Consider the following 26072-nt stretch of genomic DNA (forward strand, 5'->3'; position numbering starts at 1 on the left):
TGAAGTTCGGTTCGAAAGGCTTGAGCGGCTGGCTTTTCGGTCGCGAGGTCCGGTACCCCTGCGCCGTGCGTTTGCCTCACGCGGTTTGGATTGGCGGGCTGTTGCTGCCCGCGTTGCTCGCCGCCACCGGCGTGGTCGTCTACGGCGGTGGCATCGAGCGGACGCTGGACGCCGATGTGCGTTCGGCGCTCGGAAAGGCCGGCTACCACGGTGTTGTCGCCGTGGAGGGCCGGACCGTCGTGGTCAGCGAGGTCGCGCCGCGCTCGGTCGACGCGGTGCGCGCCGTGGTCTCCGACGTGTCCGGTGTCGGTGCGGCCGAGGTGCGGCAGGCCGAACCGGCCCAGCTGTTCGTCGCGGTGCGGGGCGCCGAGATCCTGGTCTCCGGCGCGGTCGCCGACGACGAGGAACGCGGTGCGCTCATCGGGGCCGTGCAGGTCGCCGACCACCGCGTCACGGCCGCGCTCCGGACCGGCGGCCTGCTGCCGATTCCCCCGGCCGTCGTCGGGCGGGTGGTCTCCGCCGCCCTGTCCGCCAAGGTCTCCGACGTGACGGCGACCGTCCACAACGGTCAGATCGCCATCGCCGCTCGCGTCCCCGACGAGGCCCGTGCCAACGCGGTCCGCGAGGCCGTCACCCAGGCGGCGAACGGCCTGCAGGTCACCGACCGCATCGAGGTCGGCCCGTCCGCGGCGGTCGGCGACCTGAACGTCGAAGCGCTGCACGACTCGATCTCCCGCCTGGTCAACGGCAACGGCGCGATCCGGTTCGTGCAGGGCACCACCGCCTACGAAGGCCACGGCACGGTGCTCATCCAACGAGTCGGCCGCATGCTGCTGGTCGCGCCGCGCGCCTCGATCACGTTGGTGGCACACGGCACCGACCAGGCGGTGGCCACGAAGCGCGGGGAACTGGTGCGCGACGTCCTTGTGGGCCAAGGCGTGTCGCCCGCGTTGATCGCCATCGAGACCCGTCCCGCCCCCGGCGGCGAGTACGACCCGGCCACACGCCAGGTCGACGTCGTAGTCCGTTAGGAGTTCGCTGTGCTCTGGTTGTTCTCGCAGATGTTCCTGCTGTGCCTGGTGTCGTTCGCGGTCGGCTCGCTGGTGACGTGGCTGTCCGTGCGCGGCCGCCTGCAGCCCGAACGCCCGAAGACCCGCCTCGCCCTGCCCGCGCCCCGGCCGGCGGCGGAACAGGTGGTGATCGCCGAACAGCCGGTGGCGCCGAAGCCGGCGAAGCAGCAGTCGTTGCCGGTCAAGGGCAACTCGAAGACGATGGTCTACCACACGCCCGACTCGCCGTACTACCGGCGGACCAAGGGCGACATGACGTTCGGCTCCGAGGCCGAGGCCGTGTCGGCGGGCTACCGGATGTGGACCACGAAGGCCCGCGTCAAGGCGTGAGCGGGCTATAAGCTGCGGGTATGACTGATTGCCAGCAGCGATGAACGTCGAAGGGCTGCGGTACGCGCAGGCCGTCTCGCAGACGAAGTCCTTCAGCGCCGCCGCACGCGCGTACGGCGTCACCCAGCCGGCGTTGTCCAACGGCGTCGCGCGGCTGGAGGACGAGCTGGGCATCAAGCTCTTCGACCGGTCGCCGCGCGGGGTGATGCCGACGGCGCACGGCACGCGGATCCTGCCCATGATCGACCAGGCGCTCGGACTGCTCGACGCCGTGGTGAGCGAGTCGCGCCGACTGGCGGTGGTGAGGTCGGGTGCCGTGAGGATGGGCGTCTCGCCGCTCATCGGGTCCGAGCTGGTGGCCTGCGCGTTCGAGGCCGCCCGTGGCCTGCCACGTCCTCGTGACCTGGTGCTGCGGGAGGCGGACCTGGACGCGCTGGGCGAGGCCCTGCGCGCGGGTGAGCTGGACGTTCTGCTGGTTCCGGCCGTGCTGCCGTTGCCGTCGTTCCGCCGCCGGTCCATCTCCAGCGAACCGGTCGTCGTGATCAACTCCGCGGCGCCGGGCGACGGAACGCCGCTGGAACTGGAGGCGGCCGCGGCCGCCGACTACATCCTTGTTCCCGACACGTGCGGCCTGACGAAGTTCACGACGCAGCTCTTCAGCGGCAACGACCTGCCTCTGCACCGGTATCCCGGTGAGGCGGCCAGTTTCCGCGTGCAGGAGGAGTGGGCGCGGATGGGCGTCGGTGCCGCTCTGCTGCCGCGGTCGAAGGTCACCGGCGACGCCTCGTGCCGCCCGCTCGTCCGCGCGGGTGCGTCGGTGGAGATCTCCTACGAGGCCGTCTGGGCGCGGGACACCCCGCTGACCGCTGAGCTGGAGGAGTTCGCCGACGCGCTGGCTGCGTGCCGTGAGTGATTACCTCTCGTTATGACCGCATCACCGAAGATCGTCTACCGCGCTGCCAGGACCGGCCGTAGTTTCGGCGTCGAGAAAGGCACACGTGAAAGGCGAAAACCATGGCAGGCAAGACCTCTGACCTCACCGGGCAGAAGGCGATCATCATCGGCGGCACCAGTGGCATCGGCCTCGCGGTCGCCCGGCACGTGCTGGACGCCGGCGGATCCGTGGTCGTCACCGGCCGCACGCCCGCGAGCGCCGAGGAGGCCGTTGCGGCCCTCGGCGCACCGGGCAGGGTGACGGCACTGGCCGCGAACCTGGCGGACACCGTCGAGGTGGATCGGCTGCGTGAGGAGCTGGCCGGCCACGCCGACGCCACCCTGCTGGTCAACGCGGCAGGAGTGTTCTCCCCCAAGGAGTTCCTCAGCCACACGGGGGAGGACTACGACCGTTACCAGGCGATCAACCGTGCGTTCTTCTTCCTCACGCAGACCGTCGCCGGCGCGATCAAGGCGAGCGGTTCCCAGGGCGCGATCGTCAACATCGGCTCGATGTGGGCGCATCAGGCTGTTGCTGCCACCCCGTCGTCGGCGTACTCGATGGCCAAGGCGGGCCTGCACTCGCTGACCCAGCACCTCGCCCTGGAACTCGCGCCGTTCGGCATCCGCGTCAACGCCGTCGCGCCCGCTGTCGTGCGCACCCCGATCTACGAGGAGTTCATCCCGAAGGACGAGATCGACGGCACGCTCGACAGCTTCAACGCCTTCCACCCGCTGGGGCGCACCGGAACGCCGGACGACGTCGCTCAGGCGGTCGTGTTCCTGCTGTCGGGCCTGAGTGACTGGGTGACCGGCGCGGTGTGGAACGTCGACGGCGGTGTGATGGCCGGCCGGAACTGAGTGCTCAGACCAGCTTCCGGTGGTGAGGCGCGATCTCGGCGAGCATCGGCTGGTGCTCGCCGAGTCGTGCGCGGAAGTCGGTCCAGTCCCGTTCGACCGACCACGCCGACTCGGCCAGCGCGCACAGTCGCGGGAACGCCAGGTACTCGGCGTGCTCGGGCGTCCGCACGAACTCGGTCCACAGCTGGCCCTGCGTCCCCAGCACCCGCGCCGCGCACTTCGCGTCCCACGAGGCCGGCAGCGGGTCGTTGCGGTAGACGTCCTCCAGCGACACCACGGCGGCGGGCTGGCCGGGCGGCTCGCCCTCGGCGCTCTGCGGGTAGTCCAGGTAGGTGCTGCGGAACGGCGCCATGACCAGGTGGTGGCCGCGGCGGACGGCTTCCAGGCCGTGCTGGGGGTCGCGCCAGATCATCACGGCGGCCTGGCGCGGGAGGCCGTGCGGGTTCTCGCCGTCGTCCCAGCAGATCGGGTGACGGCCCTGGGAGACCAGGAACTCGCTGATCCGGCCCAGGAACCAGCCGTGCAGCGCGGACGCTCCCGGCAGGCCCTCGGCGGCGACGCGGGTGGCGGCGAGCGGACTCGTCTCCCACTCGACGGCGGGGCATTCGTCGCCGCCGATGTGGATGTGCGGGGACGGGAACACCTCCAGCACCTCGGTCAGGACGTCGCGCAGGAAGGCGAAGGTCTTCTCCTGCACGCCGAACAGTGCCTCGGACACGCCCCAGCCCGTCCACACCGGCAGCGTGCGGTCGGGGAAGTTGCCCAGTTCCGGATACGCGGCGAGCGCGGCGCGGGCGTGGCCGGGCATCTCGATCTCGGGCACCACGGTCACGCCACGAGCAGCCGCGTACGCGACCAGCGACCGCAGCTCCACCTTGGTGTAGGCGCCGCCGTGCGGGAGTCCGTCGTAGGAGGTGCTGCCGGCCGGGCCGATCATGCTCTCGGCGCGGTGCCCGCCCACGGTGGTCAGCGCCGGGTAGCGGTCGATCGGCATCCGCCAGCCCTGGTCGTCGGTGAGGTGCAGGTGCAGGACGTTGAGCTTGTACAGCGCGATCTGGTCGACGAGCCGCCGCAGGTACGGCAGGGGCAGGAAGTGCCGGGCCACGTCGATCATCGCGCCGCGCCAGGCGAACCGCGGCTCGTCGCGCACCTCGACCGCCGGGATCTCGGAGCCGGAGATCAGTTGCCGCAACGACTGCACGGCGTGCCGCAGACCCACGACCGAACCGCGCAGCCGCACCGACGACGGCGTGACGGACAAGGTGTAGCCCTCTCCGTCACCTTCGACCTCCAGCACGACGTCGCCGTCCTCGCGCAGCGGCAGATCCACATAGGACTGCAGGAGCCGGGCGACGGGCAGCGCGTCTCCTGAGGCGGCGATCGCGGACGCGGGCGACAGCGTGAAGACGCCAGGGGAGCGGACCAGGTGGACCGGCTTGGGGATGATCATGCGATGGCCTTCGCGACGGCGTTGAGCAGGTGGATTGGGCGGAGCAGGTCGTCGTGGCCGATGGGCTGTTCGCCGGTGGCCGCCATGGCGAGGAACGCCTGCAGGCCGGGCACGAAGTAGTGCTCGTCGAGTTCGAGCGTGCGTTCCACGCCATCGCGGGAGCCGGTGAACGGTGCCTCGCCCAGCACCAGGTTGATCTCGACCTCGGTGTCGCCCACTTCGGCCTGAACCGCGATGCGGTCGGGGAGCCTGGTGACGCCGACCGACCGGATCGGCCCCGGTGCGAGGCGCAACGCCACGTCGACGGGGTGGATGCCGTAGAAGAAGATGCCACCGTGCGGACTGGTCGGATCGACGGGCCCGGAAGTCACGACACGGCGTGCGGGACCTTCCGCGGCAAGGGCTTCGGTGTCGGGGATCCAGCGCAACGCGGAGAAGGACGTCAGCGGTGCGTTGTGCGCCTCGGCTTCTGCGACGATCGCAGAGGCGTCCTCGACCGTGCAGGCCAGCGGCTTGTCGACGAACACCGGCAGGCCCTCGCGCAGGAACGGCACGGCGTGGGCGCGGTGCAGATCGCCGTGCCGGTCGGCGACGACGACCGCGTCGACCAGGCCGAGCAGGTCCTCCGGCGCGTCCACGACCCGGTCGAGCGAACCCCTTGCCTGCAACGACTCGTTGCGCTCCGAGCGGCCACCGCTGATGGCCACCACACGAGGGCCTTGCCTGGCGTTGACGTAGTCGATGATGTGGTCGACGTGGCTGTTCTCGGTGCCGATGATGCCGATGCGCACTACCGCTCTCCATTCAGTGCGACGGGTTTCCCGGTGCGGGCAGACTCGTAGACGGCGAGCACGACGGCCAGCGCGCGGCGTGCGTCCGCGGTGCCCACGAGCGGTGGGCGGGAGTCGCGCACGGCGTCGAGGAAGTCGGTGTACTGGGCGAGATGCGCGTCGTCGAGGGAACCGCTCTCGCCGATCACGACGCTGCCGCGATCGCCGTGCACCGCGACCCGCACCGGCAGGCCGGGATTGGCGGCCGTGGTCGCGGTGATCGTGCCCAGCGCACCGCTCGCGAACGTCACCACGGCGGCGACCGTGTCCTCTACCTCGATCCGTTCGTGCGCCAGGCAAGCGCTGCGGGCGAGCACCTCCACCGGCTCGCCCATCAGCCACAGCAGCAGGTCGACGGCGTGGATGCCCTGGTTCATCAACGCGCCGCCGCCGTCGAGCGCCCAGTTGCCGCGCCACGGTTTGGAGTCGTAGTACTCCTGCGGCCGCCAGAACGTCGACTCGGCGATGCCCGAGGTGATCCGCCCGAGGTCGCCGATCGCCCGATGCGCGGCCGCGGCCTCCGCCTGGAACCGCCGCTGGCTGATCACTGCCACGGTGCGCCCTGACTCCTGTTCCGCGGCGATGATCCGGTCCGCCGCCGCGAGCGTGATGTCGATGGGCTTCTCCACGACCACGTGCTTGCCCGCCTGCAACGCGAGCACGGCGGCGTCCGCGTGTGCGCCGCTGGGCAGGCACACGCTCACCGCGTCGACGTGCTCGAACGCGTCGGCCAGCGACGTCATCGGCGTGCCACCGAACTCGGCCGTGACCCGCCGGGCCCGTTCCAGGCTGTTGTCCACGACGACGGCGAGCGTGGCCGAGGACGTGATCGACCGTGCGTGCGTCTCTCCGATCGCACCGGCTCCGACCAGCGCGAACCTCAGGCCGCCCACCGGTGCACCACCCCTCCGCCGTCCGCGCTGTCCTGGGCGAGCAGCGCGATCCGCGTCGCGAGGAGGCTCGCGGAGGTGCCGACCTCGGGTTCCTCGCCCGCCACCAACGCGTCCAGTGCTGCGGCGGCCGGGCGCCTTGCCGGCGGCAACGGAACCGTCCACGGTGGACGATCGCGGGTGACCGCGGTCAGTTCCCCCTGTGCCCAAAGCAGTTCCGCGGTTCCGTCGGTGCCGGTGAGGCGCATGCGGTAGTCGCCGTGCCACGGTGCCGCGTCCGGTGTCAGCCAGCTGACCTCGATCGTCGCCGCGACCTCGCCGGCCCGCAGCAGGATCGCGCCGTGCAACGGGCCGCCGACCGCGCTCACCGTGCCCTCGCGAGCGCCGGTCAGCCACAGCACGAGATCGATGTCGTGCACGGCCAGATCGGCCACCACTCCGCCGTAGGTCGACCGGTCGAGGAACCACGACGGCCGAGTGCTCCGGTTGAGCTTGTGCGGTCCGGACGCGGCCACCAGCGCCAGCGATCCCAGTGCTCCGGAGTCGAGCAGCGCACGGGCGGCGAGCGTCTCCGGGTAGCCCCTCTTCTCCAGCAGCAACGAGACGGACCGCCCCGTCTCGGAGGCCGCCGCCGCGATATCGTCCACATCGGACAGGCTGGTGCACAACGGTTTGTCGGCGATGACGTGCGCGCCCGCCCGCAGTGCGTCCACCACGACGGGACCACGTTCGGAGTAGATCCCCGCGACCACAACGACATCAGGTCGCTGGGTGGCGAGCAACGAGCGGTGATCCGTGTACGACGGAACCCCGTACCGGTGGGCGAACGCGGGGTCCGGATCGCTGATGCCGACGAGTGAGACATCGGTGCGAAGAGGCAGTTCGTCGAGGACGTAGGCGACGTGCGGATGTGCTGCTCCGGCGACAGCGAGCCGGAGACCGGGATGGGACATGCGTGCCATTCAAATGCGCCGCCGATTGTCGAGTCAACGGTATGAATCCGGACTCGAAGGAATGAATCCTCACGTAGTGCAAGGCTCTGGCCTGGGGGAATGAGCGCACGGTAGTCATTCTTCAGCTGTTCGTGTGACCTGCGAAGAATCATTGACGTGCAGGAGGTCACACATAATGATGTGCCGAACCAGGGCAAGACACGCCATATTCATTCCCGTTTCGGGGAAGGAATCGCCGGAAAGCAGGTGCCGCCATGAGCGCGACCGACGACTGGCTCGCCGCGCTGCTGAAACAACCGGCAGCCGACGTCGCGGACCTGGAACCGGTGACGACAGCGGAGGCCGCACGACGGCTCGCGCTGCTCGGCGTCCCGGACGTCGACCACACCGGCGTGCTGGCGACGCTGCCCGGTCCGAACAGGACACCGGACCTGTGGGAGGCGCTCCAGAGGTGCCACCAGGTCCTCTACGCGGCGGACCCGATCCCGAGCAGGGAGGTGGACTGGCCGAACGCCCCCGCCGAACTCGGCGAGGCCGGACGCTACTTCTACGTCCACCTCTTCCTGCTCGCACTGCCGTCGCTGCTGGCGTTGCACAGCAGGCTGAACATCCCGTTCGACGTCACCGCGGCGACCGTGCAGGACCTCGGCGCGAAGGTCGCCAGCTACCGCAAGTACTACGACACAGGCGGTTTCGACCGGCAGGGCTGGCTCGTTCGGCACTTCCGCGGCACGCTCTTCCGGCTCGGCAGACTGCAGTTCGACCGCGCGGTGCTCACGGTCGACGAGTACCAGGCCGAGTCGGACGACGGCCCGAAGGACGGCACACCCGTTCTGGAGGTGCACATCCCCGGCGACGGGCCGATGACCCCCGAGGCGTGCGACGAGTCGTTCCGCCGCGCCAGGCCGTTCTTCAAGGCGCACTTCCCGGACGAGAGCTACGAGTACGGCACCTGCCGTTCGTGGCTGCTCGACCCGCAGCTCGCCGACTTCCTGCCGGAGAGCTCGAACATCGTCCGGTTCCAACGCCTGTGGAGCCTGTTCGGGCCCACGCCGGACTGCGACAGCGACGTGCTGGAGTTCGTCCACCACCTGCCTCCCGGCACCGGCGACCTCGCCACCCTGCCGCAGGACACCACCCTGCAGCGCGCGATCGTCAGCCACCTCCAGTCCGGCGGCCACTGGCGCCAGGGCTGCGGCTGGCTCGCACTTCCCTGATCCCCTCCACCGAGAACGGACCTCGCCATGTCCTCCCACGAGATCTCGCGGCGCAGCATGCTCAGAGCCGCCGCCGTGCTGGGCCTGTCAGTGCCCACCTTGGCCGCGTGTGTGACCGCCGGCGGCAACGCCGGGCAGCAGTCGCAGGGCGGCGACAAGAGCTCCACCAACCCGTTCGGCGTCAAGGCCGACGCCCCGCTGGAGGTCGTCGTCTTCAAGGGCGCCTACGGCGACGACTACGTGCTCGCCGCCGAAGCCGTGTACAAGAAGCAGTTCGGCGGCTCGGCCATCGACCACAAGGGCATCCAGAAGGTCGGCGACACGCTGCGGCCGAGGTTCGTCGCGGGCAACCCGCCGGACGTCGTCAACAACACCGGCGCCGGCCGGCTCGACATCGCCGCGCTCAACCAGTCCCAGCAGCTCGAGAACCTGGACAAGCTGCTCGACTCGCCGTCGTGGGACGACCCGAACGTGAAGGTGCGCGACACCCTGCTGCCCGGAGTGATCGAGGACGGCACGTACGACGGGGCGTTCGTGCGGTTCAACTACGCCTACACCGCCTGGGGGCTCTGGTACTCGAAGCCGCTGTTCGAGAAGAACGGCTGGATGTGGCCGCAGACGTGGCCGGAGATGCTCGAACTCTGCGAGGACATCAAGAAGACCGGCGTCGCGCCCTGGACCTACCAGGGCAAGTTCCCCGAGTACATGACCGATCCGCTGTTGGTCATGGCCGTGCGCGGGGGTGGCATGGACCTGCTGAAGTCCATCGACAACCTGCAGCCCAACGCGTGGCGGCACGAGTCGGTGAAGGCGGCCGCCGAGGCGATCGCGGAGCTGTCCGGCAAGGGCTACCTCATGCAGGGCTCGGAAGCGTTGTCGCACACCGAGGCACAGGCGGCCTGGTGTCAGGGCAAGGCCGCGATCATCCCCAGCGGTTCGTGGCTCGAGGCGGAGCAGAAGTCCGTCACGCCCGCCGGGTTCGACATGGTGATGGGCGCCGTGCCGTCGCTGAACTCCAGCAGCAAGCTCAAGACCAACGCCATCCACGCGGCCAGCAGCGAGGCGTACCTCGTGCCGAGCCAGGGCAAGAACGTCCAGGGCGGCCTGGAGTTCCTGCGGATGCTGTTCTCCCGCGACGCCATGAAGGACTTCGCCAAGTCCGTCGGCACCCTGCCGTCGGTCAAGGGCGCCACCGAGGGCATCACGATGTCGCCGGCGTTGAGCTCGGTCGCGGAGGCGGTGAAGAAGGCCGGTGACGACACCATCAACTACCGGCACCGCATCTGGTACCCGACGCTGACCAAGGCCGTCGACGACGCCGTCGCCGAACTGGTGACGCGCCGGATCACCTCGGCGGAGTGGGTCGACCGCGTGCAGAAGGCGGCCGACGACCTGGCCAAGGACACCAGCATCAAGAAGTACGAACGGAAGTGAGCGTCCTGACCAGGCCGGTGGAGCGGGCTGCGGCGCCCGCTCCACCCGTGCCGCGCAAGCGCCGCAGGCTCAACCGCGGGTACGGGTTCGTCATCGGCGCTCTCGCACCCGCGCTCGTGCTGCACCTCATCTTCGTCGTGTCGCCTTACGCTCAAGCGTTCTACCTGTCGCTGACAGACTGGAACGGCGTGGCGGGCAAGGCGAATTTCGTCGGGTTCGACAACTTCGCCCGGCTGGCCGGCGACTCGTTGTTCCTCGACGCCATCAAGAACAACCTGCTGCTGTTGCTGCTGATGCCCGCGGCGACGATCGGCATCGGCCTGTTCCTCGCCACGATGATCCAGCGCGGCGGCAAGGACGGGCGCAGCGGTGTTCGCGGCTCCCGGTTCTACGAGATCGTTTTCTTCTTCCCACAGATGCTGTCGGTCGCGATCGTGGCCGTGCTCTGGGGTTTCGCCTACAACCCGAACAACGGCCTGATCAACGGCGTGCTGCGGGCTGTCGGGCTCGACGGGCTGGCCCGCAGCTGGCTCGCCGAACCATCGCTCGCGCTGTTCGCGGTGATGGCGGTGATGATCTGGTCCGGTGTCGGCTTCTACATGGTGCTGTTCAGCGCCGCGATCGACGCCATTCCCAAGGAGATCTTCGAGGCCGCGCTGATCGACGGCTCGACGGGCTGGACGACGTTCCGGCGCATCACCCTGCCGTTGTTGCGCGACAACGTCCAGGTGGCGTTCGTGTACCTCGGCATGGTCGCGCTGGACGCGTTCGCGCTGGTCCAGATCATGACGGTCGGCCCGGGCGGCCCGGACGGCTCCACCGAGGTCATGGGCCTGTCGCTGTACCGGACGGCGTTCGAGTACGGCAAGTTCGGCTACGCGAGCGCGATGGGCGTCGCGTTGTTCTTCGGCACGCTCGTGTTCGCGCTCGTCGCGTTGCGCGGCAACAAGAACCGGACGGAGCTGACATGAAACGGTTCCCGCTGCACCTCGCGCTCGGCTTCTGGGCGATCGTCACGGCGTTCCCGCTGCTGTGGGCGGTGACGAGCTCGTTCAAGTCCGACACGGAGATCCTCACCAGTCCGTGGACGGTGCCGGAGAGGCCGCGCTGGGAGAACTTCGGCCGCGCCTGGAACGAGGCGTCGATCGGGCAGTACTTCCTGAACTCGGTGATCGTCGTCGGCGGCGCGTTGTTCCTGACCATGCTGTTCGGGGGCATTGCTGCCTACACGCTGGCGCGCTATCGGTTCCCCGGCAACAGGTTCGTCTACTACCTGTTCGTGACGTCGCAGTTCTTCCCGACGTTCCTCGCTCTGGTGCCGTTGTTCTTCACGGTCGAGCAGATGGGCCTGCTGGGCACCAAGCTCGGGTTGATCCTGGTGTACGCGACGTTCGCGACGCCGTTCACCATCTTCTTCCTGCACGCGTTCTTCCGCACGCTGCCGTCCGCGATCGCCGAGGCGGCGTTCATCGACGGCTGCACGCACTGGGGCGTGTTCTTCCGGGTGATGCTGCCGATGGCGCGACCGGGCCTGGTGTCGGTCGCGATCTTCAACTTCCTCGGCCTGTGGAACCAGTACCCGCTGCCGCTGGTGCTCAACCCGGATCCGGAGAACTACGTGCTGGCGCAGGGACTCGCCGCGCTGTCGACGTCGCAGGGCTACCAGAGCGACTGGAGCGGCCTGTTCGCCGGCCTCACCATCGCGATGCTGCCGGTGTTGCTCGCGTACGTGTGCTTCCAGCGCTACATCCAGGCCGGGGCCACGGCCGGCGCGGTCAAGTGAGTCAGGTCCACCGCGGGCACGCGTCCGCCGGGTGACACCAGCCGGCGGAACTGCTCGACACCGTTGATCAGCCCTGCTGGGGTGGCCGCGCGCAGCATCACCGCGTTCGGGCTCACCAGCAGGGCATAGCCGTCTTCACCGAGTCCGCGCATCGCAGGCTCGTGCGTCACCATCACCACGCCCTCCGGGGAGTTGCCGAGGACGATTCCCGTCTCCTCGTGGACGTAGCGGCGCAACAGCTTCGCCGCTTCGCCCGCGTTCCCGATCGACCTGATGTCCATGCCCTCGGCCAGCAGGAACTGTCCGGTGCGGCGGCGGGGTTCTTTGCCGTGCCTGCGAATCGCCATGACGTTCCTCCTGGGACGAATTGATTCCGTTGACATGTAAAGGATCGCGGGCGAGGGTGAGGTGCGGGCATCCGTGGGCGGACGCGATGCCCGCACCTGCGTCAGCTCAACCAGTCCGCGTAGGTCTTCTGCACGCGGGTGAGCTCCTCGGCCTGGCCGGGGGAGAGGGTCTCGTGCGGGTCGAGGCACCAGATGCCACGCAGGATTCCCTCACGCCGCAACACTTCGTGCACGCCGGCGATGACGCCCGCGAAGTTGTTCCGCACGTCGAACACCGCCGCGTTGGCGTCCACGCACATGGCGTTGAGTGCCTCGACCCGTGCACGCGCTTCTGCATCGCCGTCCACTGCGGCGTGGGCGTCCTGGAGGATCCTCACCGCTGAACGCGTCCACACCGCCCAATGGCCGAGCAGCCCGCCGACGAACCGCCTCACGCCGCCCCGCACGTGGAACGGCGTGAGCAGGTCGCTGACGATGTTGTCGTCGTTGCCGGTGTAGAGCGCGACTTCGGCGCCCCGGTCGGAGTCGGCGACGCCCTGGACGAGTTCCAGCGTCCGGTAGCGGTCGAACGGCGCGGCCTTCACCGCAACCGTCGACGGCTGCTCGGCCAGGCGCCGCCAGTAGGCGCGGGGCAGGTAGCGGCCGCCGACGGCTTCCTGGAGGTAGAAACCGATGGTCGGCAGGACTTCGCCGATCGCGGCGCCGCGGTCGAGGAGGTCGTCGGGGGAGAGGTCGGGCAGGCCGCCGGGGGAGACGAGGACGGCGTCGTAGCCGAGTTCGCGGGCCACCTCGGCTTCGGCCACGGCTTGCCGCGTGGGACCGGCAACGCCCGCGATGCGCACGAACGGGCCGGGGACGGCCTGCCCGGCGTCTGTGGTGAACGGCGCCCGGCGGTTGATCTCCTCCGCCGCCAGTTCCAGCACCGGCCGGTAGAGCCCGTGCTCCCGGATCTCGAACTGGGTGGTGTGCACCCCGACCGCGAGCCCACCCGCGCCCGCCTCCAGGTAGTAGCGGGTCAGCGCCCGTTGCCGTTCCTCGTCGAGCCTGCGGGACTCGTCCAGCGCCAACGGGTGCGCGGGGATCACCGTGCCGCGGTGCAGCAGGGCGGCTGTCGCGAAGTCCATCAGAACCGCCCGTCCCGTCGCTCGAACTTCGTCGGCTTCGACCAGAGCGCCCCGCCGCCGCGCAGCCACTCGGCCTGGAGGTCGATCAGCTGCCCGAGCGTGCGGTCCGGGTAGCCGAACAGCTCGTGGCACGTCGTCGCGTCGCTGAGCAGCGAGGTCTCTGGCAGGTAGCCGGTGAACGAGGCCTCCACGCCGAGGCGAGACGCCAACCGCGTGGCGATCGAGCGGACGGACGCGGTCTCCGGTCCGGTCAGGTTCAGCACGAACGGCGAGTCCGAGGCGTGCGCGACGCTGCGCAGCACGACCTCGTTGGCGTAGCGCTGCCACACCACGTTCACGGCTCCGGTGGTGAGGTCGATCGTCGTGCCCTTGACGAGCTTCTGCGCGAGGTCGGCTATCACGCCGTACCGGGGTTCGCAGGCGTAGTTGAGCCTGATCAACGCCACGGGCGTGCCCCTGGTCCGTGCCGCGTGCGTGAACACCTGCTCGCGGCCGCGGCACGTGATCGCGTAGTCGCCGTCGGGCCGCGGTTCGTCGGTCTCCACGCTGCCACCGGTGACCGGCGCGGTCATGCCGTAGACGTTGCCCGTGGACAGCGCGACGATCCGCGCCTTCGGGTAGCGCTCGGCGACGTACGCGGGCAGCACGGTGTTGGTCATCCACGCCTGCTCCGGCGCGCCCGCGGTGCCGAACTTGGCGCCGACCAGGAAGATCACGGTGTCGGCGTCCGGCAGACCGGCGACCGCGGCCGGATCCCCGAGGTCGGCCGTCACGATCTCGACGCCCTGGGCCTCGACCCGCGCGCGACCGTCCTCGTCGGACCACCGCGACACCGCCCGCACCCGTGCGTCGCCACCGGCCTGAGCCAGGGCTCGCTGGGCCATGCCGGCGATGCCCGACCCGGTCTTGCCGCCCGCCCCGAGCACGACGACGTCACCCCAGCCGGCGGCCTCCGCGACCAGCGCGGGAGAGGGCCTTACGAGTTCTTCTTCGAGGTCTGCCTCATTCATGAGGGCACACTCCCAGCGTGCGACGAATTCATTCTTTGAAAGGAATGAATTTTTGGCCTGATGTGGTCTTGGCTCACAAAATCACAGGTCACCTCTTGCGGCAAGGAGCAGCATGAGTCATTCTTCCCGGCATGACATCAGCTGAATCGGGGGATTCATTCCTTCATTCCTCCGCTGGCCCGAAATGGCAGTGGGCCGCTGACCGTCTGCGCAAGGACATCGCCGACGGGGTGTACGGGCCTGGCGACCAGCTGCCCGTCGAACGTGAGCTGGCCACCACGCTGTCGGTCAGCATCAACACGATCCGGCGCGCCGTCGGCCAGCTCGTGCACGAGCAGATCGTGCTGCGCAGGCAGGGCGCGGGCACGTTCGTCCGCTCCGAGACCGCGCCGATCGGATCGGGACGGCCGCTCGTCGGCGTGCTCGTGCCGTCGACGACCTACTACTACCCGCGCGTGATCGACGGACTGCAGCGCGTGTTGCGCGGCGCGGGCGTCGGAGTCGTGCTGGTGTGTTCGAAGTACGACCTCGACGTCGAACGCGACGAACTGCGCACCATGCTCGAAACCGGTGTGCAGGGCCTGCTCCTGGTGCCGAGCCTGCACCTGATGAACGACCCGCAGTCCTACGTGGACGGTCTTCGCGACCTCCCGGTCCCGTACGTGCTCGCCGAGCGGCGCCCGCCGTCGCCGGAACCGGACGACCCGACCACGTTCGTCGGCACCGACCACGCCGGCGGTGTCTGCAAGGCCGTCCGGCACCTGAAGTCGCTGGGACACGAGAAGATCGGGTTCCTGGGCCGCGTCAGCACGGGCACGTCCGAGCAGGTCGCGAACGGGTTCGACGAGGCCGTCGAGCTGCTGGACGTCGATGCCGCCGCCACCGTGCGCAGGCTGCTCTGGCAGGCGCAGGACATCTCCGCTTACGCCCGGCGTTGTGCCGAATCCGGTGTCACGGCGGTGTTCTGCCACGGTGACCGCGACGCCGCCGCGTTGATCGTCGCCGCGCGCAGGCTCGGCCTGTCCGTGCCGCGCGATCTCGCCGTGGTCGCCTACGACGATGAGGTGGCGGAGGTCGGCGACATCCCGCTGACCGCCGTCTCGCCCCCGAAGACCGAGGTGGGCGCGCTGGCCGCCCAGCTCCTCCTCCACCGCATCGACGGTGGCCGCAACGTTCCCTCCCAGCAGGTGCTCATCCAGCCGCGGCTCGTCGTCAGGGCGTCGTGCGGCTCGGCAGAGCTGAAGCTTCACGAGAAAGCAGGGACATGACCTCATTCCGGATCGGACTCCTGGGTGCCGGCGCGGTCGGCGCGCACCACGTCCGTGCGGCGGCCGGAGCCGACGGCTACGCGATCGCGGCGATCTGCGACGTGCGGCGCGAAGCGGCCGAGGCACTCGCGGCACCGGGCGTCGAGGTGTACGACGACTACCGCACGATGATCACCGAGGCGAACCTCGACGGCGTCATCATCACGACGCCGCACTCGTTGCACGCCCAGCAGGTCGTGGAGGCCGCGCAGGCCGGGCTGCACGTGCTGGTGGAGAAGCCGATGGCGACCACCGTCGAGGACTGCTCGCGGATGATCGAGGTCTGCCGGGACGCGGGCGTGCTGCTCGCGGTCGCCCACGTCATCCACTTCGACCCGGTGGCACGGGAGACCCGCGCGCTGATCGCGTCCGGGGAGTTCGGTGATCCGCTGCTGATCGCGCACCGCCGGTCCGCGCACTACGAGCGGAACTCGCGGCCCGCCTGGTTCTTCGACCCGGTTCTCGCCGGTGGTGGCATCGTGCTGAACGTCGGCACGCACGGCCTGGACCGCATCCAGTGGTTCGGTGGTGGCACCGTGCGCAGGGTCAGCAGCGTGGTGCGGGGCCGTGAGGGCATCGACGTCGAGACCGACTCGCTCGCGCTGATCGAGCTCGCCAACGGGGTCACCGCCAGCGTCGTGCTGACCAGCAGGGGAACGCCCTACTACGACGAGACCGACGTCGTCATGCCGGAGGTGACGCTCCGGGTCTCCGCCGCCGACGGCCTGTTGTTGCTGCGCGACGGCAACATCACGACGCTGGTCGAGGCGAGTCCCAGCCACCTGCGCACGGCGTTCCGCAGCCAGCTCGACGGGTTCGCGTCGGCTGCGCGTGGCGAGGGCGGCGAGTACATCGACGGCGCTTACGGACGGTCGGTCGTGTCCGCCGCGCTGGCCGTCTACCAGGCCGCCGACCGCGGCAACCCCGTGGACGTGCCGCGTCCCGCGGTCCGCCCATGATCAGCCGACGCAGCCTGCTGGCTGCCACCGGTCTCACCCTGCTCGCCGGGTGCTCCTCGTCCACAAAGGACCCGAACGGGCCGTTGAAGTTCTGGTCGTCGTTGCGCGGCACGAACACCGTCGTGGACGCCTGGAACGCGCTGAACCCTCGTGAACCCGTCGTGCTGGAGACGGTGACCTCGGGCTTCGCCGGTGGCAACGCGAAGCTGTCGAACGCCGCCCGCGCCGGCAACGCGCCGGACGTCGTGTCGATGGCCGACGCCGACCTGCCGATGTTCGCGCTGGACGGCGTCGCCACCGACCTGACCGACCTGGTCAGCGCGCGGTTGCGGTCGGAGCTCGGCGAGGTGGCGTGGTCCGGCGCGGCGTTCGGCGGCCGCGTCTACGGCGTTCCGCTCGACCTGCCGCCGTTGCTGATGCTCTACCGCGAGGACGTCCTGCGCGAGCACGGCGTCGACGTGCCGACGACGTGGGACGAGTTCCGCGAGGCGGCCCGCGCCTTGAAGGCCAAGAACATCTACCTGACCGCCTTCCACCCCAACGGCTACAACCTGTTCGCCGCGCACGTCATGCAGACCGGCGGGCGGTGGTTCGGCGTCGACCGCGACTCGTGGGTCGTCAACTTCACCGACGCGGGGTCGCTGAAGGCGGCCGAGTACTGGCAGGGCCTGCTCGACGAGCAGTTGCTGTTCATCGCCCCCGGCAGCAGCCAGGAGTGGCTCGCCGCCCTCGCCGAGGGACGGGTCGCCACCCATCTGGTCAGCACGTGGGGTGTGGCGGCGCTGGCGTCCTCGGTGCCCGGCGGCACGGGGAAGTGGCGTATCGCGGCGGCACCGCAGTGGGATCCCGCCACACCGTCGATCGGACGGGACGGCGCCTCGCTGCACGTGATCACCGCGGAGAGCGTCAAGAAGGAACGGGCGATGCGGTTCATCGAGTGGATGTCGACCTCGCCCGAGGCGATCACCGCGCGCCTGTCGAGCGGGCGGTCCAGCCTGCTGCCCGCCGCGCCGAAGCTGTGGGACGCGGCCGCCAAGCAGTTCAAGACGACGTTCTACGGCGGCCAGGACCTCTACGGACTCGCCGCGCAGCAGTACGAACTGCAGCACGGCGGCTGGATGTGGGGGCCGCGCATGCAGTCCACCGCCACGTCGATCCACCACGGGCTGGCCCGGATCCCTTACGGCACCACGATCGCGCAGGCACTTCGTGACGCCGAGGCGGAGACGCTGCCGGACATGCGCAGCCTCGGTCTGTCGGTGAGGCGCTCGTGATCAGGCAACGCTCCGCCGTCGGCCTGCTGCTCGGCCCGTTCGTCGCGCTGCTGGCCGTCGTGTTCCTCGTGCCCACGCTGTACGCGATCTACCTGAGCTTCTTCGCCCGCTCGCACACCGGGCTCGGGTTCGGCAACGGTCGGACGGCGTTCGTCGGTCTGCGCAACTACGGTGTCGTGCTCACCGACCCCAGCTTCCTGCAGGGCGTCGGCGTGACGTTGTTGTACTCGGCCGTGTTCATTCCCTTGGTGATCGTCGGCGCGCTGTCGCTGGCGCTGCTGTTCGACTCGGGAGTGGTGCGGCTGCGGCAGATCAGCCAGACGATCCTGTTCGTGCCGCACGCCGTGCCGGGCATCATCGCCACCGTCCTCTGGCTCTACCTCTACACGCCCGGCATCTCGCCGGTGATCGACCTGATGAAGGGCCTCGACATCGAGGTCAACTTCCTCGGACTTGAGATGGTCGTGCCGTCGTTGGTGAACATCGCGCTGTGGAGCGGCCTCGGCTACACGACGGTGATCTTCTTCGCCGCGCTGCGAGCCGTGCCGCAGGAGGTGATCGAGGCGGCCGCGATCGACGGCGCCGGGCCCGTGCGCGCGGCCGTGACGATCAAGGTGCCGCTGATCAGGGGCACGATCGTCACCGTGCTGATCTTCACCGTGATCGGCGCGCTGCAGCTGTTCACCGAACCCATGCTGCTCAGCAAGGTCACCCCGCTGATCGGCCCGCGCTTCACCCCCAACATGTACATCTACGACGCCGCGTTCGCGCGCAACAACCACAGCCTGGCCTCGGCGGCCTCGGTGTTGCTGCTGGTCGTGTGCTGTCTGCTCTCGTTCGCCGTCACCCGTGGCGCGTCCAGGGGAGGTAGGGCATGACCGGGCGGCTCACCGCGAACGTCGTGATCGGTGTCGGCGCGCTGTACGCGTTGCTGCCGCTGGTCTGGCTGCTGCTGGCCTCCACCGTGGACACCGAGGCGCTGTTCGCGTCCGACTTCTTCTCAGTCGAGAACTTCGCCCTGGTGGACAACGTCAAGGGCCTGTTCACACAGGAGAAGGGCATCTACGGGCGCTGGTACCTCAACAGCATCATGTACGCGGTCGGCGGCGCGGCGGTCGGCGCGTTGATCAGCACGGCCGCCGGGTACGTGTTCGACAAGTTCTCGTTCACCGGCAAGAACCAGCTGTTCGCGCTCGTGCTGGTGTCGGTGATGGTGCCGGCCGCGGTGCTCGCGTTGCCGCTGTACCTGATGGCGTCGGCGGCCGGTGTGGCGAACACGATCTGGTCGGTGATCATCCCGGTCCTGTTCAACCCGTTCGGCGTGTACCTGGCGCGGGTGTTCTCCGCGTCCTACGTGCCGAACGAGGTGCTCGAAGCGGCACGGGTCGACGGCGCGACGGAGATCCGCAGCTTCGTGTCCGTGGGACTGCGGATGCTCGCGCCGGGGTACGTGACGATCTTCCTGTTCCAGCTCACGTCCATCTGGAACAACTTCTTCCTGCCGCTGGTGATGCTGTCCGACCAGAACCTCTACCCGGTCAGCCTCGGTCTGTACAGCTGGAACTCACTCGCGAACATCGACCCGGACTACTACCCGCTGATGGTCGTGGGGTCGTTGTTCGCGCTTTTGCCGCTGGTACTCGCTTTCCTGCTGTTGCAGCGGTACTGGCGTTCAGGACTCACCGCGGGGAGTGTCAAATGAGGGTGCTGGAGTACATCGGAACTCGTGAGCTGCGCTGGCGTGAGGTTCCGGACGCGCGCGTCGTCGATCCCGGCGACGCGGTGGTGCGGCCCGTCGCCGCCACCACGTGCGACCTCGACCGGGCGGTGATCGCGGGACGCACGCCGTTCCCGGCGCCGTTGCAGCTCGGGCACGAGTGCGTGGCCGAGGTCGTGGAGGTGGGGGACGAGGTCTCCGGGCTGGTCGCGGGTGATCTCGTCGTCGTGCCGTGGCACACCTCCTGCGGTACCTGTGCCACGTGCTCGGCGGGGGCGCCGTCGCGCTGTCTGTCGGTGCCCCGGTACGCGATGTTCGGGCTGCCGCTCGGTGGTGCGTGGGGCGGCCTGTTCTCCGAACTGGTGCGAGTGCCGTGGGCGGCGGCGAACCTGGTCAAGCTGCCGCACGGGGTGAGGCCCGAGGCGTTCGCGTCAGCCTCGGACAACCTGACGGACGCGTACGGCAGCGTCCTCAAGGGACAGACGCACGCTCCCGGTGCGGCGCTGCTCGTCTTCGGTGGCACCAGCATCGGGTTGTACGCCTGCGCGTTCGCGCGGGCGCTGAGCGCGTCCCGGGTCGTCTACGTCGATCCGAACGACCGTCGTCGCGCCATTGCTGAGGGGTATGGCGCGCAGGCGGTCGCATCGGCGGGCGACCTGGACCAGCGGGAGTTCCCGCTGACCTACGACGCCTCCGGGCATCCGGACGGGCTCACGGCGGCGTTGAAGGCGACCGAACCGGGCGGGCACTGCCACAGCGCCGGCATCTACTTCGCCGGCGTCACGGTGCCGACCGGGCCGATGTACATGAACGCGGTCACGTTCACGACGGGCAGGCCCGACATCACGCCGCACCTGCCCGCCGTGCTCGCTCTCGTGGCCGGGGGAGAGGTGGATCCCCTGCCGGTGTTCAGCGATCACCTGACGTTCGACTCACTGCCGGAAACTCTGGCTCTGCTGCCGGAGAAACCGCTGGTGACGTATGGCTGAGCTAGATCGGGCTGGTGTTCACGCGCAGGTCGTCGTACCAGATGTAACCCGTCCTGGTCGGCGCGAACGACGCGTCACCGCCGCCCGCGAACGAGGACAGGTAGGCCCGGTCGATCAGGTCGCCGTTGCGCACGAACTTCAGGCCGGTGATGAGCGCGGCCTGGCGGCCGTTGAACCACACCTGGATCTCGCCGTCCGGGTTGGCGTTGCCGTTCGTCACGGTGTTCACCTTGACCCGCTGCACGATCTCGACCCACTGGCCCGGCGGGTAGTAGACCGGCTTCCCGTCGAGCGAGAGGTCGCGGTAGTCGCCGTACTGGCTGGCGTGATCCATGCTGTAGTAGTAGATCGCTGCTTTGCCGCCGCTGCGCCAGATGAACCGCGACGTGAAGCCGTTGTAGCCGTCGCACGCCTGGCCGCCGGAGCAGGACGCGCCCGCGCCGAGGCCGACGCCGACCTTGCCGGCGAAGTTCGTGTTGCCCCAGCTGAAGTCCGAGCTGAAGCGCACCCACTGCGCCACGTAGTACTGCTGGGCGCGCGGGATCGCGAACGGGGCCTGCGCACCGGACGGGCCCGGCCCGAACTGCCCGGCCGGGTAGGTGACCCGCAACGACTTGCTGCCGCTGCGCTTCACGCTGGAGTCGATGTAGGTGCGGGTGTCGAGACCCTGGTGCCAGGGCGCGTTCCAGCCGTCGGCAGCCCATTTCGCGAGCGTGTAGGGCGAACCGGCGGCAGGGGTTTCGAAGTAGTTGTTCAGCGCTGCCGCCATCGCCGATGGTGCGGCAATGGTCGAGGCGAGTATCGCCGCGCAACTGGAAAGCACGAGCAACGTCTTTGTTCGCATGCATTTCCTCCACAGGGGTGTGACCCGCGGGCGGGCGGGAGGACGAGGTGGTCTGCACCACTTACCTGACGCAGTATTGCCACGTGGCGGGCGGTGGGTCAACGGAAGACGAAGTCATTCCGCAAAGATTCCGGTGTGGACGGTGAAGCGAAAACCGGGCATTGACTGGACTTCCGCGATGTCGCAGGATTCCGGCAACGTGCGGGGGCCGTTGCATTCCTTCCCTCAGGCGGAATGAATTCTTATCTGGAGGAACCCGATGAGGAGATCTGTCGCGGTGTTGCAGGCGTTCGTCGTCGTGGCGGCCATGGCCGTCGCCACGAGTGCGACCGCTTCCGCCGCACCAGGACCACCGGCCCCGGACACACCGGTGGCACACGAACTGCTGCGCAACGGCGGCTTCGAGAACGCCACCACGTCGTGGACGCTCTCCACCGGAGCCAAGCGCGAGAACGGCGCTCTAGCCGTCACGTCCGCCACGGGCTCGGCCTGGGAAGGCGCCACGTCGGCGTCGTTCGGGATCGACGTCCGGCGGATCAGCTCGGTCAAGGTGTCCGGCCGCGTGCAGCTGGACAACGTGGTGCAGGGCGCGACCGCCGACAACGCGGCGAAGATCAGCATCGCGTTCGTGGACGCCACCGGCAAGCGCACCTGGAAGGGCGTCAATCTCACCGGCACGCAGGACTGGACCGAGCGTGCCGATGTGCACACCGTTCCGGCCGGCACGGTGTCGGCGTTCCTGTCGATCGCGCTGGACCGGGCCAAGGGCACCGTGCGGTTCGACGACCTGAAGGTCAGGGCCGAGTCCTGGGTGAACCTGGTCAGCAACCCCGGCTTCGAGCTCACCTCACCGTCCACTGAGGCCTGTCCGGCGCCCGCGTGGTGCACGCCGTACCTGAGCGCCACCTACAAGGTCGACTCGACGACGGCCTTCCAGGGCACCAGGTCGCTGCGCATCGACGCCTCGCCGACGCAGAAGATCGGCGGCTTCGTCACCGTTCCGCTCGACCAGAAGACCTGGCCCGTCGTGCAGGTGTCGGCGAGGGTCAAGCTGGACAGGGTCGAGACGGCCGACTACACCGACTTCCCGGGCGGCCTGCGGGTCACCGTCGGGTTCCTCTACACCGACGCGAACGGCCAGAGCGTCTACTCGCCGTCAGGCCTGCTCAACGGCGTGCTGACCGGCTCGCGCGACTGGACGACGATCTCCGGCACGTTCCGCGTGCCGCCGCTGATGACGAAGCTGCAGATCATCCCGGCGATCCAGAACGCCACCGGCACCGCGTGGGTCGACGACGTCCGCGTCACGCCGGAGTCGCCGTGGATCTCCCCGGACACGCAGACCAAGAGCGCGGCCGCCGGTGGTCAGGCGAAGTTCCAGACCACCGTCACGAACCGCCGCGCTGTCGCCGACTCGCTGCAACTGGCCGTGGACGGGCCCGGTTCGGTGACGCCCGCCGTCACTCCGGTGTTGCAACCGGGGGAGTCCACGATCGTCTCGGTGTCGCTGCCGGCGGGGTCGTCCGGTGTGCTGACCGCGACGCCCGCCGGCGACGTGACCCTGGTGCAGCAGGCGAGTTTCAAGGCCGACCAGGCGACCTCTCCCGGCGGCGCGCCACGGGTCTACAGCACTCCCGCGCAGCTCGACGCGCTGAAGCAGCGAATCGCCGGGCAGGACTGGGCGCGCAAGGCGTTCGACTCGGTCGTGAAGGCCGAGGCGGACGCGTGGCTCGCGCGGCCGCTCGACCAGCCGGTGAACCACGGCGGCTGGAGCGGCAACTTCAAGTGCCCCGGCACCAACACCTCGCTGGAGTTCAACTACAGCTCCCCGAAGCTGCACCGCTGCCCGATCGACGGCAAGTCCTACACCGGTGATCTGCTGGACGCGGCGTGGATCGAGATCTGGCACAACAACGCCGCCCAGGCCGTCGCCGACCTCGGGCTCGCGTTCCGGGTGACCGGCGACCAGCGTTACGCCGCCAAGGCACGGGACGTCCTGGCGTACTACGCCGAACGGTTCCTGTCCGTGCCGTTGAACGTGATCTACGGCCGGGTGCACTACCAGTCGCTGGACGAGGCCGTCGCCGCCATCGGCCTGATCGACGGCTACGACCTGATCCGGGACACGCTGCCCGAGTCCGATCGCGTCGACATCTCGCTGAACCTGTTGAAGCCACTCGCGGAACTGGTGCAGTCGTATCCGACGGTGACGTCGAACTTCCAGGCCTGGACGGTCGCGGCGGTGCACGGCATCGGGTCCGCGATCGGGGACGCGGGTCTGCGGAAGTGGGCGCTGGACGATCCCGAGATGGGCACCGAGTTCCTGCTGAACAAGGCCCGGCTGTCCGACGGCTGGTGGTGGGAGGGCGCCGCGAGCTACCACGTGTACGCGTTGCAGGCGCTCACCTCGCTCGCGGTCTCCGCGCGCAACCTGGGCGAACGCGACTACACAGTGGACGAACGCTTCCGCTCGATGCACACGACGCTGCTGCCGTACCTGCATCCCGACCTGACGATCCCGGCGGCCGGTGACGGTGGCACGTGGGGCCGGCGCTTCGGGCCGAGCTTCGCGGCTATGGCCGAGTGGGCCTACGCGGAGTACGGCGAACGCGACTTCGCGACGGGCCTGAACTACGCCTACACCAACCTCGGCCGTCCCCGTTCGGACCGATGGGCGTTGCGCTTCGGCGTCGACACCCTGCCGAGCCTGAGCGGACCGCGTCAGCCCAGCGCCACGTTCGGCGGGCTCGGCGAGACGGTGCTGCGGTCCTCCGACGCGCCGAACCTCGTGCCGAACCCCGGTTTCGAGGAGGCGTCGCTCGGCAACGCGACCAAGCCCGCGTTCTGGCAGCTCGACGGCGGCACGTGGAAGGACCGCAGGCTGACCGGAGCGGCTTCGCAGACGTTCCCGCTCGGCGGCTCCCGGCTCAGTCACCTGACGCTGCAGGCGATGGCGAAGGGCAAGGGCAGCATCGACGCGGTCTTCCTGCTCGACCGCTGGGAGGTCGGTCGGGGTTCGCTGAACATCACCGGTGACTCCTGGTCGGCTCGGGAGACCGGCCTGGACGTGCCGCCGCTCGCCCGTTCGGTGAAGCTCACCGTGCGGGGCGATGTGACGGTCGACGACGTCGACCTGTTCGCCGACGACCTGCTGGGGTCCGGTGGGTTCGAGGACTCGGCCCAGGGCTGGACCAAGCAGGGCGCGGCAGAACTGTCGCCGCTGCCGTACCGCGGTGCGTCGTCGGCGAAGGTCACCGGCGGCCTGAACCGCAGCGCGTGGACGACCGATGTCCCGGTCACCGGCGGGAACGTGACGTCGGTGAAGCTCGACGCGCGGACGTTCTCACCGCTGCTGCCGTTGAAGGAGAACGGCGGCGCACGGATCGAGCTGTCGTTCGTGACGCCCGCGGGTGTCTCGGCGCCGGTCGTGACCACGTTCCACGACCTGCTCGGCTGGCGTTCCCGGACGCTGAGCGCCGACGTGCCGAAGGACGCGATCGCGGCCCGGATCTCGCTGGCGGTGGAGAACGCCGCCGGTGTCGCGTTGTTCGACGACGTGCGACTGGGCTTCTCCGGCGCGGTCGATCCGTTCCAGGCCAACGCGTTGCGGCTCGACCACGGCGTCGCGGGCGGCACTCACGGCCACGCCGACAAGCTGCACCTCGACGTCGTCGGCGGGGGAGGGTTGCAGTCCACCGACCTCGGCCAGATCTACGGCGTGGACAACGCGGACCTGACCAACAACTGGTACCGCGAGTCGGTGTCGCACAACACCGTCGTGGTCGATGGCAAGAGCCAGGACCGCAACATCCGCGGTGCGCTGGAGTACTTCGGTACCACGCCGCGGTTCAAGGTGGTCGACGCCAAGGCGGACAAGCCGTACGCGGCGATGCCGGACGTGTCGCTGCGGCGAGCCGAGCTGATGACCGACGAGTACACAGTGGACGTGTTCGACGCTCGTGGTTCGTCGGCGCACCGGTTCGACCAGTCGTGGCACGGGGTAGGCGACCTGACGGTGTCCGGCCCGACGATGACGCCGCCGGCCTGCGGCACGTGTGTGCTCGATCCCAACGACAAGGACTTCGGCTACGACGAACTGCGGTTCGTGGCCGAGGGAACCGCGGCGAACGGCACCTGGCAGGCGGAGTGGAAGACGCCGCAGTCGGTGTTGTCGATGAGGGCGCTCGAACCGTCGTCCACGCGGGTGCTCCAGACGACAGGGCCCGGCCTGGCCACGGACGGCAAGCAGATCCCGTTCGTCCTGGCCCGGCGTGACGGGACCACCACCCGGTTCACGACGGTGCTGGAGACCAGGTCGGCGGCCGCACCGAGTGCGATCGTGTCCGCGCAACAGGTGCGTGACGGGCACGTGCGCGTGCAACTGGCCGGCGATCGGCGTGACGACGTGCTGTACGACGGCGGGTACGCGTTGGTGCGCAGGGCGGGCGAGAAGCCGCTGAGCATCGATCTGCTGAACCGCCAGTCGGTCGAGGTCGACGGGCGCACGTGGCTCACGGCGTCGAAGAAGCTGGAGAACGCCTCCGCGGTGTTCGACGGGAGCACGTTGCGGCTCGCGGTCGGGCGCACGGCGGACCGGGGTCAGGTGACGATCACCGTGCACGCCCCCGGTGTCCGCACCGTCGAGCTGAACAACCAGCCGGTCAGCTCGGTCACCCGGCACGGCGATCTGCTGAAGGTGACGTTCACGGTCGGATAGCGGTGCGACGGGCCGGGGCCGCGAGCCCCGGCC

Annotated in this window: 23 protein-coding genes; 15 read left to right on the forward strand and 8 right to left on the reverse strand. The window is 69.3% G+C overall.

The features are described 5' to 3' along the window. Window positions 1-65: 65 nt before the first annotated feature. From ACH413_RS02865 to ACH413_RS02880, 4 genes are all read left to right on the forward strand, one after another. Window positions 66-1031, forward strand: coding sequence for a hypothetical protein (locus ACH413_RS02865; protein WP_360029954.1), 966 nt, complete (start codon window positions 66-68; stop codon window positions 1029-1031). A 9-nt stretch (window positions 1032-1040) separates the two neighbouring features. Beyond that, window positions 1041-1400 (forward strand): hypothetical protein, encoded by a 360-nt coding sequence (locus ACH413_RS02870; RefSeq protein WP_360029956.1) that lies wholly within the window; start codon window positions 1041-1043, stop codon window positions 1398-1400. 40 nt (window positions 1401-1440) lie between these two features. After that, window positions 1441-2313 (forward strand): LysR family transcriptional regulator, encoded by an 873-nt coding sequence (locus tag ACH413_RS02875; RefSeq protein ID WP_360029958.1) that lies wholly within the window; start codon window positions 1441-1443, stop codon window positions 2311-2313. 101 nt (window positions 2314-2414) lie between these two features. Continuing rightward, complete coding sequence (locus tag ACH413_RS02880) at window positions 2415-3194, forward strand: SDR family oxidoreductase (protein ID WP_360029960.1); 780 nt, start codon at window positions 2415-2417, stop codon at window positions 3192-3194. Window positions 3195-3198: 4 nt separating this feature from the next. Here ACH413_RS02880 and ACH413_RS02885 read toward each other — a convergent pair whose 3' ends face one another. Genes ACH413_RS02885 through ACH413_RS02900 form a run of 4 tightly spaced genes read right to left on the reverse strand, consistent with a single transcriptional unit; the run spans window position 3199 to window position 7317 of the window. Continuing rightward, window positions 3199-4644, reverse strand: a complete 1446-nt coding sequence (locus ACH413_RS02885; RefSeq protein WP_360029962.1) for a beta-N-acetylhexosaminidase — start codon at window positions 4642-4644, stop codon at window positions 3199-3201. Then, on the reverse strand, window positions 4641-5435 hold the full coding sequence (locus tag ACH413_RS02890) for a Gfo/Idh/MocA family oxidoreductase (RefSeq protein WP_360029964.1): 795 nt from the start codon (window positions 5433-5435) through the stop codon (window positions 4641-4643). The genes ACH413_RS02885 and ACH413_RS02890 overlap by 4 nt, the downstream gene beginning before the upstream one ends. Continuing rightward, window positions 5435-6367, reverse strand: coding sequence for a Gfo/Idh/MocA family oxidoreductase (locus tag ACH413_RS02895; RefSeq protein WP_360029966.1), 933 nt, complete (start codon window positions 6365-6367; stop codon window positions 5435-5437). Before ACH413_RS02895 ends, ACH413_RS02890 begins: the two co-directional genes overlap by 1 nt. Next, window positions 6355-7317 (reverse strand): Gfo/Idh/MocA family oxidoreductase, encoded by a 963-nt coding sequence (locus tag ACH413_RS02900; RefSeq protein ID WP_360029968.1) that lies wholly within the window; start codon window positions 7315-7317, stop codon window positions 6355-6357. The genes ACH413_RS02895 and ACH413_RS02900 overlap by 13 nt, the downstream gene beginning before the upstream one ends. 254 nt (window positions 7318-7571) lie before the next feature. Between ACH413_RS02900 and ACH413_RS02905 the strand changes: the two genes are divergently transcribed. The 4 genes from ACH413_RS02905 to ACH413_RS02920 are packed head-to-tail and all read left to right on the forward strand — an operon-like array spanning window position 7572 to window position 11751. Next, window positions 7572-8534 (forward strand): acyltransferase domain-containing protein, encoded by a 963-nt coding sequence (locus tag ACH413_RS02905; protein WP_360029970.1) that lies wholly within the window; start codon window positions 7572-7574, stop codon window positions 8532-8534. Window positions 8535-8561: 27 nt separating this feature from the next. Then, window positions 8562-9968 (forward strand): N-acetylglucosamine/diacetylchitobiose ABC transporter substrate-binding protein, encoded by a 1407-nt coding sequence (ngcE, locus tag ACH413_RS02910; protein WP_360029972.1) that lies wholly within the window; start codon window positions 8562-8564, stop codon window positions 9966-9968. Further along, window positions 9965-10939 carry a sugar ABC transporter permease gene (locus tag ACH413_RS02915; RefSeq protein ID WP_360029974.1) on the forward strand — a complete coding sequence of 325 codons (975 nt, stop codon included), beginning with the start codon at window positions 9965-9967 and terminating at the stop codon, window positions 10937-10939. Before ngcE ends, ACH413_RS02915 begins: the two co-directional genes overlap by 4 nt. After that, window positions 10936-11751, forward strand: a complete 816-nt coding sequence (locus ACH413_RS02920; RefSeq protein ID WP_360029975.1) for a carbohydrate ABC transporter permease — start codon at window positions 10936-10938, stop codon at window positions 11749-11751. The genes ACH413_RS02915 and ACH413_RS02920 overlap by 4 nt, the downstream gene beginning before the upstream one ends. Here the strand turns inward: ACH413_RS02920 and ACH413_RS02925 are convergent. From ACH413_RS02925 to ACH413_RS02935, 3 genes are all read right to left on the reverse strand, one after another. After that, window positions 11712-12098, reverse strand: coding sequence for a glycoside hydrolase family 20 zincin-like fold domain-containing protein (locus tag ACH413_RS02925; protein WP_360029977.1), 387 nt, complete (start codon window positions 12096-12098; stop codon window positions 11712-11714). The two genes, ACH413_RS02920 and ACH413_RS02925, sit on opposite strands and share 40 nt — an antisense overlap. Window positions 12099-12199: 101 nt before the next feature. Further along, window positions 12200-13222, reverse strand: a complete 1023-nt coding sequence (locus tag ACH413_RS02930; RefSeq protein ID WP_360029979.1) for a dihydrodipicolinate synthase family protein — start codon at window positions 13220-13222, stop codon at window positions 12200-12202. Then, the gene (locus ACH413_RS02935) at window positions 13222-14232 is read right to left on the reverse strand and encodes an NAD(P)-dependent oxidoreductase (RefSeq protein WP_360029981.1); all 1011 of its coding nucleotides are present in this window, start codon (window positions 14230-14232) and stop codon (window positions 13222-13224) included. The genes ACH413_RS02930 and ACH413_RS02935 overlap by 1 nt, the downstream gene beginning before the upstream one ends. 131 nt (window positions 14233-14363) lie before the next feature. On the opposite strand from ACH413_RS02935, the gene ACH413_RS02940 reads away from it, so the two are divergent. From ACH413_RS02940 to ACH413_RS02965, 6 genes are read left to right on the forward strand one after another with little or no spacing between them, the layout of a single operon-like run. Next, on the forward strand, window positions 14364-15500 hold the full coding sequence (locus ACH413_RS02940; protein WP_360029983.1) for a GntR family transcriptional regulator: 1137 nt from the start codon (window positions 14364-14366) through the stop codon (window positions 15498-15500). Beyond that, window positions 15497-16498, forward strand: coding sequence for a Gfo/Idh/MocA family oxidoreductase (locus ACH413_RS02945; RefSeq protein ID WP_360029985.1), 1002 nt, complete (start codon window positions 15497-15499; stop codon window positions 16496-16498). Before ACH413_RS02940 ends, ACH413_RS02945 begins: the two co-directional genes overlap by 4 nt. Continuing rightward, entirely contained in the window at window positions 16495-17772 is a 1278-nt protein-coding gene (locus tag ACH413_RS02950; protein WP_360029987.1) for an extracellular solute-binding protein, read from the forward strand. The genes ACH413_RS02945 and ACH413_RS02950 overlap by 4 nt, the downstream gene beginning before the upstream one ends. Beyond that, window positions 17769-18650, forward strand: coding sequence for a sugar ABC transporter permease (locus ACH413_RS02955; protein ID WP_360029989.1), 882 nt, complete (start codon window positions 17769-17771; stop codon window positions 18648-18650). The genes ACH413_RS02950 and ACH413_RS02955 overlap by 4 nt, the downstream gene beginning before the upstream one ends. Beyond that, window positions 18647-19474 carry a carbohydrate ABC transporter permease gene (locus ACH413_RS02960; protein ID WP_360029991.1) on the forward strand — a complete coding sequence of 276 codons (828 nt, stop codon included), beginning with the start codon at window positions 18647-18649 and terminating at the stop codon, window positions 19472-19474. The genes ACH413_RS02955 and ACH413_RS02960 overlap by 4 nt, the downstream gene beginning before the upstream one ends. Further along, entirely contained in the window at window positions 19471-20478 is a 1008-nt protein-coding gene (locus tag ACH413_RS02965) for an alcohol dehydrogenase catalytic domain-containing protein (RefSeq protein WP_360029993.1), read from the forward strand. Before ACH413_RS02960 ends, ACH413_RS02965 begins: the two co-directional genes overlap by 4 nt. Window position 20479: 1 nt before the next feature. Here ACH413_RS02965 and ACH413_RS02970 read toward each other — a convergent pair whose 3' ends face one another. After that, window positions 20480-21322, reverse strand: coding sequence for a polysaccharide lyase (locus tag ACH413_RS02970; RefSeq protein ID WP_360029995.1), 843 nt, complete (start codon window positions 21320-21322; stop codon window positions 20480-20482). Between the two features lie 259 nt (window positions 21323-21581). Here ACH413_RS02970 and ACH413_RS02975 point away from each other — a divergent pair, with 259 nt between their 5' ends. Further along, on the forward strand, window positions 21582-26039 hold the full coding sequence (locus ACH413_RS02975) for an alginate lyase family protein (RefSeq protein ID WP_360029997.1): 4458 nt from the start codon (window positions 21582-21584) through the stop codon (window positions 26037-26039). Window positions 26040-26072 lie beyond the last annotated feature (33 nt).

The sequence above is a fragment of the Lentzea sp. NPDC020367 genome (assembly GCF_044387305.1).
Classification (GTDB): Bacteria; Actinomycetota; Actinomycetes; order Mycobacteriales; family Pseudonocardiaceae; genus Lentzea.